The organism is Arthrobacter sp. SAFR-044, from assembly GCF_059414985.1.
Genome location: NZ_JBPFDN010000006.1, coordinates 54,765 through 69,430, shown reverse-complemented (window position 1 = coordinate 69,430; position 14,666 = coordinate 54,765). Strand labels below are relative to the sequence as shown.

General features: G+C 66.5%; 12 protein-coding genes. 6 read left to right on the top strand and 6 right to left on the bottom strand.

From position 1 onward, the window contains the following. Positions 1–7: 7 nt before the first annotated feature. Entirely contained in the window at positions 8–1,441 is a 1,434-nt protein-coding gene (locus tag ACR65J_RS10905; protein WP_440168583.1) for a TrkH family potassium uptake protein, read from the top strand. After that, on the top strand, positions 1,434–2,120 hold the full coding sequence (locus tag ACR65J_RS10900; protein ID WP_026265713.1) for a potassium channel family protein: 687 nt from the start codon (positions 1,434–1,436) through the stop codon (positions 2,118–2,120). Before ACR65J_RS10905 ends, ACR65J_RS10900 begins: the two co-directional genes overlap by 8 nt. 13 nt (positions 2,121–2,133) lie before the next feature. Here the strand turns inward: ACR65J_RS10900 and proC are convergent, their stop codons facing one another. The 5 genes from proC to ACR65J_RS10875 form a co-directional block, all read right to left on the bottom strand. Continuing rightward, complete coding sequence (gene proC / locus ACR65J_RS10895; RefSeq protein ID WP_440168580.1) at positions 2,134–2,967, bottom strand: pyrroline-5-carboxylate reductase; 834 nt, start codon at positions 2,965–2,967, stop codon at positions 2,134–2,136. Positions 2,968–3,224: 257 nt separating this feature from the next. Then, positions 3,225–4,214 (bottom strand): Ppx/GppA phosphatase family protein, encoded by a 990-nt coding sequence (locus tag ACR65J_RS10890; RefSeq protein ID WP_440168578.1) that lies wholly within the window; start codon positions 4,212–4,214, stop codon positions 3,225–3,227. 7 nt (positions 4,215–4,221) lie between these two features. Then, complete coding sequence (locus ACR65J_RS10885; RefSeq protein WP_440168576.1) at positions 4,222–4,641, bottom strand: SseB family protein; 420 nt, start codon at positions 4,639–4,641, stop codon at positions 4,222–4,224. Between the two features lie 52 nt (positions 4,642–4,693). Continuing rightward, positions 4,694–7,411, bottom strand: coding sequence for a type I DNA topoisomerase (topA, locus tag ACR65J_RS10880; protein ID WP_440168574.1), 2,718 nt, complete (start codon positions 7,409–7,411; stop codon positions 4,694–4,696). Positions 7,412–7,552: 141 nt separating this feature from the next. Beyond that, positions 7,553–9,184, bottom strand: a complete 1,632-nt coding sequence (locus tag ACR65J_RS10875; protein WP_440168572.1) for a DUF7059 domain-containing protein — start codon at positions 9,182–9,184, stop codon at positions 7,553–7,555. A gap of 43 nt (positions 9,185–9,227) precedes the next feature. Here ACR65J_RS10875 and ACR65J_RS10870 point away from each other — a divergent pair, with 43 nt between their 5' ends. Together ACR65J_RS10870 and ACR65J_RS10865 are read left to right on the top strand one after the other, a co-directional pair. Next, positions 9,228–9,704 (top strand): DUF6023 family protein, encoded by a 477-nt coding sequence (locus ACR65J_RS10870; protein WP_440168570.1) that lies wholly within the window; start codon positions 9,228–9,230, stop codon positions 9,702–9,704. 50 nt (positions 9,705–9,754) lie between these two features. Beyond that, positions 9,755–10,318, top strand: coding sequence for a DUF6023 family protein (locus ACR65J_RS10865; RefSeq protein WP_440168568.1), 564 nt, complete (start codon positions 9,755–9,757; stop codon positions 10,316–10,318). 58 nt (positions 10,319–10,376) lie between these two features. Here ACR65J_RS10865 and trhO read toward each other — a convergent pair whose 3' ends face one another. Further along, on the bottom strand, positions 10,377–11,273 hold the full coding sequence (trhO, locus tag ACR65J_RS10860; protein ID WP_440168566.1) for an oxygen-dependent tRNA uridine(34) hydroxylase TrhO: 897 nt from the start codon (positions 11,271–11,273) through the stop codon (positions 10,377–10,379). A gap of 134 nt (positions 11,274–11,407) precedes the next feature. On the opposite strand from trhO, the gene ACR65J_RS10855 reads away from it, so the two are divergent. Both ACR65J_RS10855 and ACR65J_RS10850 read left to right on the top strand, forming a co-directional pair. Then, positions 11,408–12,100, top strand: coding sequence for a GNAT family N-acetyltransferase (locus ACR65J_RS10855; protein ID WP_440168564.1), 693 nt, complete (start codon positions 11,408–11,410; stop codon positions 12,098–12,100). A gap of 84 nt (positions 12,101–12,184) precedes the next feature. After that, the gene (locus tag ACR65J_RS10850) at positions 12,185–14,560 is read left to right on the top strand and encodes a DEAD/DEAH box helicase (RefSeq protein ID WP_440168562.1); all 2,376 of its coding nucleotides are present in this window, start codon (positions 12,185–12,187) and stop codon (positions 14,558–14,560) included. Positions 14,561–14,666 lie beyond the last annotated feature (106 nt).

Genomic DNA, 14,666 nt, shown 5'->3' with positions numbered 1-14,666 from the left:
GCCACACATGACGCAAAGCCAGTCGCGGCCCCGGACCCCGGCCCCCTGGCACCCCCCGGCGCAGGAGCGGGAGGGCCTCTGGATCTTCACGCGGCTGCGCGACTTCATTGACGATATTGCCAACACCTCCCCCGCACGGCTGGCACTGACGGCGTTCGCCGCTGTCTGCACGGTGTTTACTTTCCTGCTGTCCCTGCCGGTCGCCTCGGCGGATGGAACTCCCACCCCTGTCCACCAAGCACTGTTCACGGCCGTTTCGGCAGTGTGCGTCACGGGACTCACGGTGGTGTCGACGGCGGTCCACTGGTCCTTCTTCGGCCAGCTGGTAATCCTGGTGGGCATCTTCATCGGCGGCTTGGGCACCTTGACCCTCGCCTCGCTGCTGGCGCTCATGGTGAGCAAGCGGCTGGGCGTGCGCGGCAAGATCATCGCCGCGGAGTCCATGAACAACGCCGGCCGCCTGGGCGAAGTGGGCACGCTGCTGCGGATCGTCATCACTACGTCAGTGGTCATCGAAGGCATTCTGGCGCTGACATTGATCCCCCGCTTCCTCACCTTGGGCGAACCGTTCTGGCAGTCTGTCTGGCACGGTGTCTTCTACGCCATTTCATCGTTCAACAACGCCGGCTTCACGCCGCACTCCGACGGCATCGTGCCCTACGAGACGGACCTGTGGATCCTCATTCCCCTGATGGTGGGCGTCTTCCTGGGCAGCCTGGGCTTTCCCGTGGTGATGGTGCTGCAGCAGAACGGGCTGAACTGGAAGAAATGGAACCTCCACACCAAGCTCACCATCCAGGTGTCCCTCATCCTGCTCGCCGCGGGCACCTTCCTGTGGGCCCTGATGGAGTGGGACAACGCCCGGACCATCGGACCGATGGGCCTGGGTGACAAGATCACCCATTCCCTGTTTGCCTCCGTCATGACGCGTTCGGGTGGCTTCAACCTGGTGGACCAGAATCACATGGAATCCACCACCAAGCTGCTGACCGACGCGCTGATGTTCGCCGGGGGCGGGTCGGCGTCGACGGCGGGCGGCATCAAGGTGACCACCATCGCCGTGATGTTCCTGGCCATTGTTGCCGAGGCCCGCGGCGACGCCGACGTGAAGGTGTACGGCCGGACCATTCCGCAGGGAACCATGCGGGTGGCCATCTCGGTGATCGTTGCCGGCGCCACCCTGGTTTCCGTCTCCGCCTTCCTGCTCCTGCAGTTCAGCGGCGCGTCACTGGACCGGGTACTGTTCGAGACGATTTCGGCCTTTGCCACGGTTGGCCTGAGCACCGGCCTCAGCGCCGAGGTGCCGCCCGAGGGCGTTTACGTCCTCACGGCCCTCATGTTCGCCGGCCGCGTGGGCACCGTAACCCTCGCCGCTGCGCTGGCCCTGCGCCAGCGCAGCCAGTTGTACCACTACCCCGAAGAGAGGCCGATCATTGGCTAGTTCCACAGACGCCCCCCGGCGCCCCGCCCACAACGCCCCGGTACTGGTGATCGGGCTGGGCCGCTTCGGATCATCCACCGCGGAGCAGCTGGTCAAGCAGGGCCGGGAAGTGCTCGCCATCGAACGGGACCGGAACCTGGTGCAGAAATGGGCACCCCTGCTGACCCACGTAGTGGAGGCTGACGCCACCAACATCGACGCTCTCCGCCAGCTCGGCGCGCAGGAGTTCAGCTCTGCCGTCGTGGGGGTGGGCACCTCCATTGAGTCATCGGTGCTGATCACCGTGAACCTGGTGGACCTGGGCATCGAGCACCTCTGGGTCAAGGCCATCACGCCTTCCCACGGCAAGATCCTCACCCGGATCGGCGCGAACCACGTCATTTACCCCGAGGCCGACGCCGGTGTCCGCGCTGCCCACCTGGTCTCCGGACGCATGCTGGACTTCATCGAGTTCGACGACGACTTTGCCATCGTCAAAATGTACCCGCCGCGCGAAACGGTGGGCTTCACCCTGGATGAGTCAAAGGTCCGGTCAAAGTACGGCGTGACGATCGTGGGCGTGAAGTCCCCGGGTGAGGACTTCACCTACGCCCGCCCGGAGACCAAAGTGTCCTCACGGGACATGCTGATCGTCTCCGGCCACGTGGACCTGCTGGAGAGGTTCGCCGCCCGGCCGTAGTCCCCTCGAAGCGTTAGCCGAGCTGCCTGGTGATCTCCGCCGCCCGGTCCGCTGCCGCCTTGGCGCCCGCGGCGATGATGGCCGGGATGCCCTGTTCGTCAAAGGTGGCGATGGCGCGTTCCGTGGTGCCGTTGGGGCTGGTGACGGCCTTGCGGAGCGCTGCAGGATCGGCTCCGGGCTCGGCCAGCATGAGCCCGGCCCCGGCCACGGTTTCGCGGGCCAGCAGCAGCGACAGCTCCCGGTCCAGGCCCAGTTCCTCCCCTGCCGACGCCATGGCCTCGGCAAGGTAGAACGCGTAGGCGGGGCCGGAGCCGCTGATGGCCGAGAGGGCGTCCACCTGCTCCTCGGGGACCTCAACGACGGTCCCGGCGCCCTGCAGCATGTCCTTGACCATCTGGAGCTGTTCCGGGGTGCAGTGCGTGCCGGGCGAGACGGAAACGACACCGCGGCCCAGCTTTGCGGGGGTGTTGGGCATGGTCCGGATCACCGGCTGCCCTGCAGGGAGTGCGGCCTCCAGTTGCGCGATGGACACGGCGGCAGCCACGCTGACCACCACCGTGCCAGGCGAAAGGGCAGGGCTGATTTCCCGGGCCAGATCCGTGATGCCCACCGGCTTGACGCCAAGGATGACCACAGCGGACCCCTTGGCGGCCTGCTTGTTGTTGTCAGGCTCTTCCTCACCGGCAATGGCGGTGATCCCGTGGTACCGCTCGGCCAGTTCCGCGGCGCGTTCAGCGCGGCGGACCGTGGCCACAACATCCCCGGGATCCTTCCCCGCCTCCAGCAGGCCGCCAAGAATGGCTTCGTTCATGGATCCACAGCCAAGGAATGCGATTCGGTTGCTCATGCCTCCATCATTGCAGTTGGGAGGCATTCACAGGCAACTCCCATCTTCAGCGCAGCCCGCACACAACTTAGGGTCCTAACGTAGTTATTACCTCATTGAGGGTGCGAGTGATGCGGCAGGCATGGGGATGCCTGCCAGGGCACCGGTGGCACGGCAGCAGGTTTTCCCCCATTTTCCTGTTGCCGGCCCCGGTGCTTCCGCTTTTAACCGCCCGACTGGCTGACTAGCCGGCTGCAGACCAGGCAGCATGCCCATGGCTAGACTGTTGCGTCGACTGTCCGGGAGGCGGCCACATGGGGCGCGGGCTCCAGGGGTCCGGCGAACACCAACTGGTCCAGGCGGCGCAGGATCAGTCCTTCACGCAGCGCCCATGGGCAAATCCGCAGCTTCTTGAACTTGAACATTTCCAACGCAGCTTCGGCCACCAAAGCGCCGGCAAGGAGCTGGTGGGCCCGCGCCTCGGAGACGCCGGGCAGGTGCAGCCGGTCTTCGGAACTCATGGCCGAGATCCGCTGGGTCCAGATGCCCAGGTCCGAGGCGTGCAGCTCCCGCTTGACGTACGGGCCTTCGGCGCTGGGAGCGGCTCCGGCGATCCGGGCCAGGGAACGGAAGGTCTTGGAGGTGCCGGCCACCACGTTTGCCCGGCCCAGGCCGTCGAATTCGCGGACCGCAGGCTTGAGCGTGGCCCTGATGTAGCGCCGGAGTTCCTTGACGCTCTTGGCCGACGGCGGGTCTTCGGGAAGCCAGTCCCTGGTGAGCCTGCTGGCACCCAGCGGCACCGAGGTGGCGACTTCCGGAAGCTCGTCCTGGCCGAAGGCCATTTCAAAGGAGCCGCCGCCGATGTCCAGGTTCAGGATGGGACCGGCTCCCCAGCCGTGCCAGCGCCGTACCGCAAAAAACGTCATGGACGCTTCTTCACTGCCCGTGAGTTCCTGCAGGGTCACGGTGGTTTCGTGCTTGACCCGGGCCAGGACGGCGGGACCGTTGGTGGCCTCACGGATGGCTGACGTACAGAAGGCCAGCAGGTCCTCCGCTTTGTGCCGGGCCGCGAACTCCCAGGCTTCCAGCACGAACTCGGTCAGCTCATGCTGTCCCTCGTCGCTGATGCTGCCGTCCGGTTCGAGGTACTGCACCAGGGACAGCGGCCGCTTATGGGAAGCGAAAGGGACCGGCTGGGCGCCCGGGTGGGCATCCACCAGGAGCAAATGGACAGTATTGGACCCGATATCAAGGACGCCTAGACGCATGGGGACATTATTGCTCGTCAGCGCGCTTGAAGTCGCGCTTGATGTTGGCAACGCCTTCCGGGTTGATCTCGAAACCGTAGGCTGCACCGGGGTTGATCACCATGCCCAGCTCCTCGCCGATGTTGGCGATGATGGCAGCGCCCTGCGTGCCCAGCACGTTGGGAGCGGCTTCCAGGTACTGCTGGTCCACCCTGCTGGGGTGCGAGAAAACGGCAAGGACGGGGTCGCCGTCGGCGTTGGCAAGGACCAGGGGCTCCACCTGGGAGTCGATGCCCTCCACGGCGTCCGAGCTGATGATGTAGACCTCGCTGTTGAGGAACGACAGGATGACGTCCACGGGGTTCGCCTCAGGCTGTCCGCCGGTGGCGAGCTTCTCCTCAAGGTCGTTGAGCGGGGAAAGGTCCGTGTGCGCGGGCTGTTCAGTCATACACCTAGCCGATCACGATACGGTGGCCGGCGCAAACGTGCCGGCCACACGGCTACTTCTTGGCCGTTGCCTTCTTCTTGGCAGGCGCCTTGCGGGTGGCGGTCCGCTTGACGGGGCCCTTGGCGCGCTTCTCGGCCAGCAACTCCACAGCCTGTTCCCGCGTGAGTTCCTCCAGGGAGGTGGCGCGGGGAACTGTGATGTTGGTGATGCCGTCCGTGATGTAGGGGCCAAACCGACCCTCCTTCACCACGATGTTCTTCTCGGACACCGGGTCCGGGCCGAACTCCGCCAGCGGCGGCACCGCGGCACGGGCGCCGCGCTGCTTGGGCTGCGAGTAGATCTCCAGGGCCTGCTCCAGGGTGATGGTGAAGATTTCCTCTTCCGAGCCGATGGAGCGGGAGTCGGTCCCCTTCTTCAGGTAGGGCCCGAACCGGCCGTTCTGGACCGTGATCAGGTTGCCCTCCGCGTCCTCCCCCAGCGCCCGGGGCAGGCTCATGAGCTGTAGCGCCTCATCCAGGGTCACGGACTCAACCGTCATGGACTTGAAAAGCGAACCCGTGCGCGGCTTGGCCTTGACCGGCTTCTTGGGCGGCTTGGGCTTGCCGTTCTTGTAGTACTCCACCGGCTGGTTGGCCAGTTCCTCGTCGGTCATCTCCGGGATGATCTCGGTGACGTAGGCGCCGTACCGGCCGTTCTTGGCCACCACTGTGTGTCCCGTGTGCGGATCGCTGCCGAGCACGCGTTCCTCAGGCGCAGCCGTCTCCATCAGTTCGATGGCCTTGGCCGCCGTCAGCTCGTCCGGCGCTAGGTCCTCGGGCACGTTGGCGCGCGCCGATTCCACGATTTCGCCCGTCTTCGGGTCCACCACGGCGGCAGAACTTTCCAGGTACGGACCGAACTTGCCCACCCGGAGGGTGATCTCGTCGGTGATGGGGATCGAGTTGATTTCCCGGGCGTCGATCTCGCCCAGGTTGTTGACGATGCTCAGCAGGCCGGGATCGGAATCCTCGCCGAAGTAGAAGTGCCGCAGCCAGGAGGCACCGGCTTCCTGGCCGTTGGCGATCTTGTCCAGGTCGCCTTCCATGTCGGCGGTGAACTCGTAATCCACGTAATCGGAGAAATGCTGCTCCAGGAGCCGGATCACCGAGAAGGCAATCCAGCTGGGCACCAGGGCCGAACCCTGCTTCCGGACGTAGCCTCGGTCCTGGATGGTGGAGGCGTAGGTGGACGGGCGGCCGATCCCCTTCTTCTCCAGTTCCGCTGTCAGTGACGCTTCCGTGTACCGGGGCGGCGGGGAGGTCTCGTGGCCCACGGCCTGGATGTCCGCGGCCGTGAGGGAGTCGTCCTTGGCCACGTTGGGCAGGCGGCGTCCTTCGTCGGAGTCGTCGTCGCCCCGGGTCTCGTCCTTGCCTTCCTCGTAAGCGGCAAGGAAGCCGGGGAACGTGATAACGGTGCCGGAGGCGGAGAACTCGGCGTCCCGCCCGTCGGCGGCCACGGCACCCAGCCGGATGGTCGCCGTCGAGCCCTTGGCATCAGCCATCTGGGAGGCGACGGTCCGCTTCCAAATCAGCTCGTAGAGCCGGAATTCGTCGCCGGAGAGCTGCTTTGCCACCTGGGCGGGGGTGCGGAACGAGTCACCGGCGGGACGGATGGCCTCGTGCGCTTCCTGCGCGTTGGCCGCCTTGTTGGAGTAGACCCGCGGAGATCCCGGGATGTACTCCGGGCCGTACAGCTCGGAAGCCTGCCGCCGGGCAGCGGTGACGGCTTCGTCGCTCAGCGCGGACGAGTCCGTACGCATATAGGTGATGTAGCCGTTTTCGTAGAGGCGCTGCGCCACCTGCATGGTGCTCTTCGAGGAGAACCGCAGCTTGCGCCCCGCCTCCTGCTGCAGCGTGGAGGTGGTGAAGGGCGCGGCCGGGCGGCGGGTGTACGGCTTGGTATCGACAGAGCGGACCCGGAAGTCAGCCTTCTGCAGCCCTGCTGCCAGCGAGGTTGCCAGCTCCTCGTTAAGGTGTGCAACGTTCTTGGAGGTGAGCACGCCGTCGTCGTTGAAGTCACGGCCGCTGGCCACCTTGGCACCGTCCACGGCGGCAAGCTTGGCCTTGAACGAGCCTGATTCGGCGCCGAACTGGCCGGTCAAGTCCCAGTAGGAGGCAGCCTTGAAGGCCATGCGTTCGCGTTCGCGGTCCACCACCATGCGGGTGACCACTGACTGCACGCGCCCGGCGGACAGCCCGCGGGCCACCTTGCGCCACAGCACGGGTGAGATTTCGTAGCCGTAGAGGCGGTCCAGGACACGGCGGGTTTCCTGGGCGTCCACCAGGTCCTGGTCCACGTCGCGCAGGTTGCCCATCGCGCGCTGGATGGCTTCCTTGGTGATTTCGCCGAACGTCATCCGGTACACCGGAACCTTGGGCTTGAGCACTTCCAGCAGGTGCCACGCGATGGCCTCGCCCTCGCGGTCCCCATCGGTTGCGAGATAGAGTTCGTCGGCGTCCTTGAGCGCAGCTTTGAGCTCAGTAACCTTTTTCTTCTTGTCCGGGGACACCACGTAGTAGGGCTTGAAGTCGTGTTCGATGTCGACGGCGAACTTGCCGACGGAGGTTTTCTTCAGCTCGGCAGGGAGTTCGGACGGCTGCGGCAGGTCGCGGATGTGACCAATGGAGGCCTCTACGATGAAGCCCTCGCCGAGGTACTTGGCGATGGTCTTGCTCTTGGCCGGAGACTCCACAATCACGAGTTTCTTGCCGGTTTTGGCCTTGCTTGGCACGGTGCTCCTACAGAAAAAGGTTGCTGGGGCAGATGAGCCCATGTTCGCCTAGTTCACCATATTTTGGGGAATCGTGCGCATTCATGTGGAAAAGACGGGGCTCTGTTGAGGGCTTGAGGGGGCTTGCGGCCGGGCGGGAATTCAGGCCGGGACGAGGAAGCCGTCACGGACCAGGTTGGCCACGTCGGCGAGCAACGCACCCTGGAAGGTCCCGGCGTCGAACCCCTCGCCACCGCCCAGGAGGGCCTCCAAAGCCCCGGCGATCTGCCCGGCGGTGAGGTCGCCGTCGCATGCGGACACAAAGCCGGCCAGCTCGGTGCTCATGAGGTTGGTGCGCCGCAGCCCGGCACCTTGACGGAGCAGTATCACGCCCGGGTGCTCGGCGCCGGGACGCTGGTGGCGCTCCTCTGTGACGTCGTCAGCCACGAGCAGGTGCGTGCCGGCAAGGTCATGGGCAGCGAGCCAGTCGCTGCGTTCGACGGCGGCGCCCAGGTGGGGGCCGATGGGCTGTTCGATGGGGTAGGTGATTTCCTCGAAGCGGCTGATGGCGGCAGGGCGGCCGTCGGCGGGGCGGCGCAGCCAGACCATGCCGAAGCCGATGCCGTCGACATTCCTTGAGGCGAAGTCCGCAAGGTAGGCCGCATACGCCTCCTGGTAATGCTGCCGGTCCCGGGACTCGGAGGCATCCCGCAGCCAGGTTTCGGCGTATTGTTCCGGGCTGACCTGTTCGCGCTGGATGAACCAGGCTTCCGTGCCGGGCAGCACCCACGACTTCGGCCGCTCATCCCAGCTGCTGCCGTTGGCGACTTCCCAGTTGCCGAGCATCTGTGCCCATCCGCCAGGCCCCAGAATGGTGGGCAGGTCCGCCACCAGGGAGGCCACGATCCCGTCGCCCGGCAGCCCGCCGTCGCGGTAGGTGAACTGGTCCGCCGCGTCCTCGCCGGTACTGCGCGGAGTGATGACGAACGGCGGGTTGGACACCACCAGGCCGAATTCCTCCCCGGCCACCGGCTCCAGGAGTGAACCCAGGCGCAGGCTCACCCTGTCTTCGAGGCGGTCCGGGTCGACGGAGAGCGCCTCGGCGTTGAGCAGGATGTTGAACCGTGCATAGGCCAGCGCACGCTCCGAAATGTCGGTGGCGGTCACGTGCTGGCAGTGGTGCAGCAGGTGGAAGGCCTGGATGCCGCAGCCGGTCCCCAGGTCCAGGGCGCGCTCGGTGTGGCGGCGGATGGTGGTCTGCACCAGGGTGGTGGATGCCTGCCCGATGCCCAGGACGTGGTCGTGCCGGAGTACCCCCGCCTGCTGGTGGGCGGCGAGGTCGCTGGCCACCCACAGCTCCGCGCCGCCGCTGCCGTCGTCGTTCTTATCCCAGCCGTACGGCCGCAGGTCGGCCTTCGCTGTGAGCAGTCCGGAGCCGGGGACGGGCTGCACCAGCCCCAGGTCCAGGAGCCCCTGCGCGCCGGTACCGGGCAGGGCGGCGTCGAGCGTTCGGCGTTCCTGCGGCTCGGCGAGGAGCCACAGGCGGACGGCGGCGGCAAGCGGCACCTCCCGGTCGTCAGCCTGCACTGCATGCTCAACGGCGAGCAGCGCGGGGATGATCTGGTCCCGGTTCAGCGCGGCCGAGGCCGCCGGCCCCAGCAGCCGTGCCACACCGTCGAGCGTGTAGTCCAGCCCGCGCAGGTCTGCGGCGAGGGCGGACAGCAGTGCGGGGAGGTCGCTGCGGGGAGCGTCGGGGGTGTTTCCGGCGGTGAATTCATAAGGGGATCCAGGCATCGCCCAAGTTTAGTCCGGGGTGGCTGCGGGGTACGGTGGTCCCATGCCTTCCCGACTCACCCTCTTTCCGCGCGCCCGCACGGCAACCGCCGCAGTCCGCCGTTCGCTGCCCGGGACAGTGGTTGCCGCGGTCCTCTGCCTGGCCGTGGCGGGGTGTTCGCCGACGAACTCTGTGGAGAACGCGGATGTTCCCAAGTGGCGGGCCACAGCGCTGCCATCATCACCGGCGGGTGTCGTGCTCCAGGATTCGGGAAAGATCCTCAACCGGGACCGCATCGTGCAGGAAGCCGCCAGGGTGCCCGCCGGCAGCTATGTACTCACGGCGGTTTGCGAAGGGACCGGCAAGGCCTTCTTCGCTGTGTCCCTGGACGGCAAAGCCATTGCAGAAGCCGGGGCCGCGTGCAACGGCCGGCAGGAGACCACCAAAATCAACCTGCCCGCCGCGGGCCGGGTGGAAATCAGCAGCTCGAGCGTGGACGCTCCGCTGCTCTACGCCTACCAGCTGGCACCGGCGCACTAAGCACTGTCCGGGCTCTGGCCCGCGGACCGCTGCGGGCTTAAAGTCGGACTATGCCCAGCGTGCGGGGGACCCCCGCGCCCCTTTCCGAAGGGACAGCACGGGCGCCCCGGGCACCGAAGCCCGTGGCCGCCGTCGCCCTTGGACTGGTGCTTGCGGCAGGTGCGCTGGCCGGTTGTGAGTATACGTACGACGACGGCCGGGCCGGCAACGCGCAGGGCACCGCGACCGTTGCCCCGGCGCCGGCCTTTACCCGCGACCCGCTGCAACAGGATCCGGTCAGCGAAGCGGAGCTGGGTGACTGGGTGTCCCGGGCCCTTCCAGGCACCACCGGCCCCGTGGTCCAGGCCGACGCGGGGCTCCTGGCTGCCGGGGAGGACCGGACCTTTTCATCGCCGGAGCTGGAAACCGGAACCTACATTTTGTCCATCGCCTGCCGCAGCCAGCGCCGGGTGACCTTCACGGTCCGCACCGAGACCCTCACCCTGGTTGACCTGGGCCTGCGCTGCGGCATCAACCGCGAGAACGTCATTTACCTGTCAACGGACAGCGTCCTCACGGTCCGGGTGGAGGCCAGGACTGCCGCGAACTACGCGTTCCGCGTCCACCGGCTCTGACGCCGGCTGCCCGGCCGTTCCCAGCTGAGCGGCCCGGTTGCCTGAACCCGCTGGTGGCTCAGGCCGCCGCGCAGCCTTCCGGGCAGCGGAGTGTCTCCGGGCTGGCGGCGCATACGGCGCAGTACAGCGTGAGGGTGCGGCAGCTCGGGTTGGAGCAGTTCTCGAATTTACTGGTGGGCGCCGAGCAGCGGGCGCACTGGCCAATGGTCTTGGCGTCCTCGCTGAACTCCAGGTGCATGCGCTTGTCAAAGACGTACAGCGAGCCCTCCCAGAGCCCCTGGTCCTTGAAGGCTTCGCCATACCGTACGATCCCTCCGTCCAGCTGGTACACCTCTTTGAAGCCGCGGTTCACCATCAGGCTGGAGAGCACCTCACAGCGGATGCCTCCGGTGCAGTAGGTCACCACGGGTTTGTCCTTGAGGGAGTCGTACTTGCCGGACTCCAGCTCCTTGATGAAGTCATGGGTGGTGGCGACATTGGGCACCACGGCGTCCTTGAACCGGCCGATCTGCGCTTCGAAGGCGTTCCGGCCGTCGAAGAAGACCACGTCCTCGCCGTCCTGCTTCCTGGCCTCGACGAGCTCGTGGAGCTGGTCCGGCTTGAGGTGCTGTCCGCCGCCCACCACGCCGTCGGCGTCAACCTTGAGCTCACCGGGCGCGCCGAAGGACACAATCTCGTCCCGCACCTTAACGCTGAGCCGCGGGAAGTCCTCCGCGCCGCCGTCGGACCATTTGACGTCAATGCCCCGGAACCCGGAGTACTCGCGGGTGGTCTTGACGTACTGTTTGACGGCGCCGATTTCGCCGCCCACCGTGGCGTTGATTCCGTCCTTGGAAATGATGATGCGCCCGGTCAGGCCAAGCTTTTCGCACAGGGCACGCTGCCAGAGGCGGACGGCGTCCGGGTCAGTAATGGGGGTAAAGCCGTAAAAGAGCACAATCTTGTTCAAAGCCACGCATTTAAGGGTACCGGCTGCGCTGCCGGACCGGTCCTGGCGGCTGCAGGTCCTGGCCCCGGCGCTGATCACAATTGCATAAGCACTTCCGCACCCTCTGTTGCTTGTGATCAGGCTGGAATATTGTTCATGCCATGAGCCCGCAAACCATGGTGGAAGACATTACTGGCCTGCTTGAAGTGTGGGTTGCCGGCTGGGCCGGGTGTCGCGGCTACCGGACTTCCACGGAAGGCCGATTTCCCGCTGCCCTCCGCGCTGACACCAGCGGGGAATGGGAAGTCTTCGCGTCCGAACCCACGGATGACGAGTTCGCCGCCCTCGCGGCCAGGACGGCGGAATCCCCCGCCCGGGTACTGACCATCCTCACCAACGACCCCGCCCGCTATGCCGCCCTGGTAGCCCGGCGGGGCCTGAACGTCACCTCTGATTCGCAGACGATGATGATCGTGGACATGGAGACGCAGGACGCCGAGGACCCCTGGCTTTCCGACGACGACCTCAGCCTGTCCACCTTCGAGCAGGCTGGCGTCCATTACGCGGAGGTCCGCTCAGGAGACACACTCGCGGCCAGTGGCAGGGTGTTCGTGGTGGGTGATACCGCCGTGTTCGACAAGATCATCACCGAGCCGGCGTTCCAGCGCAGGGGCCTGGGCAGCTTCATCATGCGGGCGCTGGCGGCCCAGGCCTTCGGGCATGATGTCCGCGCCGGCCTGCTGCTGGCGTCCCTGGACGGGCAGAAGCTCTACTCGCATCTGGGCTGGACCACGGTGGCCCGGGTCCTGATGCTGTCAGCGTCCCATGACGGGGCGGACCTCTCACTGAGCTGAACCTGCTGCTCCGGAACCGCCGTACGGTTTTCCCTTGGGCGAACCGCGGGCATGCGGTCCTGCAGCGGATGAAAGAATGGTGGGGTGAACCCCCATGACTCCCTGATTCCTTTGCTGGGCCGCGGCCCGGATCCGGAACAGCTGCGTCATGTCCGCACCATTCCGGCGCGGGAGGCAGTCCACGCGCCCTGGCCGGAGTGGATGCACCCGGACATTGCTGCGGCGTACGGGACGCTGGGCATCCGCGAGCCATACCGTCACCAGGTTGACGCGGCCAATGCAGCACACGCTGGGGAGCATGTTGTGGTGGCCACCGGCACTGCGTCCGGGAAGTCGCTGGCGTACCAGCTGCCCTCGCTGGATGCGATCCACCGGTCCGAACTGCGCGTGCTCGCGGACCCGGGCAGGATTCACGACGACGGCGCCGTCACCCTTTACCTCTCCCCCACCAAGGCGCTGGCGGCCGACCAGCTGAATGCCATCCGCGCCCTGAAGCTGCCCACGGTCCGGGCGGAAACCTACGACGGCGACACCGATCCCTCCGCCCGCCGGTGGATCCGGGACCACGCCAACTTCATCCTGGCCAACCCGGACATGCTGCACTTCGGCATCCTTCCCAACCATGCGTGGTGGGCAGCTTTCTTCCGCCGGCTTCGCTACGTCATCGTTGATGAGGCGCACAGCTACCGGGGCGTGTTCGGTTCACACGTGGCCAACCTGATGCGGCGTCTCCGCCGGATCTGCGCCTACTACGGTGCGGGAACCACGTTCCCCGAGCCAGTGTTCATCGCTGCCTCCGCCACCGCATCCGAGCCCGATGTCTCCTTCTCCCGCCTCATCGGTGCGCCCGTCAAGGCAGTGTCCCGCGACTGCTCCCCCCACGGGGCCACCACCGTGGCACTGTGGGAACCGGCGCTGACCGACGTGAGGGGCGAGAACGGAGCCAAGGAGCGGCGCACGGCCGTTGCCGAAACCTCTGACCTGCTGGCCAACCTGGTATCAGCACGGGTCCGCACCATCGCCTTCATCAAGTCCCGCCGCGGCGCGGAGACCATCTCCGCCATTACCAAGCGCCTCCTTGACGAGGTGGATCCGAGCCTCCCGCAACGGGTGGCCGCGTACCGTTCGGGGTACCTTCCGGAGGAACGCCGGGCGGTGGAGAAAGCCTTGCGTTCGGGCCAGCTGCTGGGCGTTTCCAGCACGTCTGCGTTGGAGCTGGGAATCGACATCTCCGGCCTGGATGCAGTGCTGGTGGCAGGCTGGCCCGGCACCCGGGCATCACTGTTCCAGCAGATCGGCAGGGCCGGCCGGGCGGGCCAGGATGCCATTGCGGCGTTTGTGGCCAGCGACGATCCGCTGGACACGTTCCTGGTGAACCATCCCGAAGCCATCTTCGACGTGTCGGTGGAGGCTACGGTCTTTGACCCCTCCAACCCCTATGTGCTGGGACCGCACCTGTGCGCAGCGGCCGCTGAACTTCCCCTGGGACCTGCCGAGCTGGACCTTTTTGGGCCGACCGCTGAAATGCTCCTGGATCGGCTGGTGGCGCAAGGCTACCTCCGCCGGCGCCCCGCCGGCTGGTTCTGGACCCACTCGCAGAGCGCGGCGGCAATGGTCAACCTGAGGGCAGACGGCGGCGGACCCGTCAGCATCGTCGACGCAGAGACCGGTTCCCTCCTGGGAACCATGGATTCGCCTCAAACGCACTACCAAGCCCACACCGGAGCGGTGTACGTCCATCAGGGCGACACCTACGTGGTGGAGGACCTGAACGAAGACGACCACTGCGTCATGGTCCGCCGGGCCAACCCCGACTACTACACCACAGCACGGGATGTAACCCAGATCGAAGTCCTGGACACCCTGCGGACCATGCAGTGGGGCGATGTGACCGTGCACTTCGGCGACGTGAAGGTGACCACGCAGGTTGTCTCCTTCCAGCGCAAGGCCCTGATTTCCAATGAGGTCCTGGGCGAGGAGCCGCTGGAACTGGGTGCACGGGAGCTCTTCACCAAGGCGGTGTGGTTCGTGGTGGACAACCGCTCGTTGACTGGGGCGGGCCTCATCGAAGCGCAGTTCCCGGGCGCCCTGCATGCCGCGGAGCACGCCGCGATAGGACTCCTGCCGCTGGTGGCATCCAGCGACCGGTGGGACATCGGCGGCGTGTCCACTGCCCTGCACGCCGACACCGGGGTGCCCACCATCTTTGTGTATGACGGGCACCCTGGCGGAGCCGGCTTTGCCGAGCGGGGATTCGACAAAGCCATGGTCTGGCTGGCAGCAACCCGCGATGCCATCAAGGCCTGCGAGTGCGAGGCCGGCTGCCCGTCCTGCGTGCAGTCCCCCAAATGCGGCAACAAGAACAATCCGCTGGACAAGGCCGCCGCCGTGACCCTGCTTGACGTGCTGCTCAAGGACGCCACGGAAGCCACGCCGGTGGATCTGGAAGCCAGGAGCTGATACCCGCCACGGGCCTTGTCCCTGGGCGGCCCCGTCCTATGGACCCGTCCTATGGCCCTGATCTGTATGGCCCTGCCCCTCTTTGGCGCGCCGTCCCCCTTGCGAC